This window comes from Psychrobacter sp. A3 (genome assembly GCF_028823565.1).
GTDB lineage: Bacteria > Pseudomonadota > Gammaproteobacteria > Pseudomonadales > Moraxellaceae > Psychrobacter > Psychrobacter celer.
In genome coordinates, this window is record NZ_JAPEHS010000170.1 from 1 (window position 1) to 823 (window position 823).

1 protein-coding gene is annotated in these 823 nt (G+C 50.3%); it reads right to left on the reverse strand.

Annotation, left to right across the window (positions count from 1 at the left end; all coding sequences use genetic code 11):
• Nucleotides 1-823 (reverse strand): transferrin-binding protein-like solute binding protein (locus tag NK638_RS12330; RefSeq protein WP_274633240.1); only part of this gene is annotated, 823 nt, incomplete at both ends.

An 823-nucleotide genomic window follows, 5' to 3' on the forward strand; every position in this document is an offset into this window, starting at 1 on the left:
GCGCCATTGCCTTGGTAGACACCGCCTAGGTATTGGGCATCACCACCAAAGAATCCACCTTCAGTATTGTAACCAGCATTGTCAGCCGCCGTGCCTGAGAACTGGTTGCCATCAATAGCCGCTGTCAGACCAATCTTACCCGCTTTATCAAAGGTAAGGTCGCCTTTCACATTTTTGGCGACAAAGTCAGCGGTAAAAACTGATTTACCAAATTCGATATCATTATCTATACCAAGCTGACGATAAGTGGCATCACCGGTGTAGCCTACGCTACCTTCGGTTGGCATGTTCTCAGCTTGAGTGGCATTACCGACTACGGCAACCCCGTTCACAGGTAGCTCTGCACCGCTAAAGACGGCTTTGCCATCAATGTGACCGATGCGCATGTCATCTTCAAAGTCTTTGTAGGTTGAAACATACGTTAAAGGCAGTTCTTGACCTAGCGCACTAACCGCGGCATTGTCATCATGCGCTTTAAAACCGTTTGATCCGGCAACGTCTTTGTCGCCTTCACCTGAGGTGGTGATAGATAGTTTACCTAGTAGGCCATCACCTGCACCTGGTTCTGATTCTGAAGCCAGATCTGCTCGTGCAATGACGCTATCATCGGTTGAATCAAAGTCACGTGTCGTGGTGTTATAGACTTTGCTTAACGGGGCAACGTTGACGTTCAATGACTGAACGCCAGACTTAGCGACTTCAGGAGCGTTCTTGATTTGAGAGGCAGCTAGGGCATCTTTGGCATCCTGAGCTGCTTGCTGAGCAGCTGCAATTTGCGCTTCTGCTGCGGCAGTCGCTGCGGCTTGTGCCTGCTGAGCGGCGG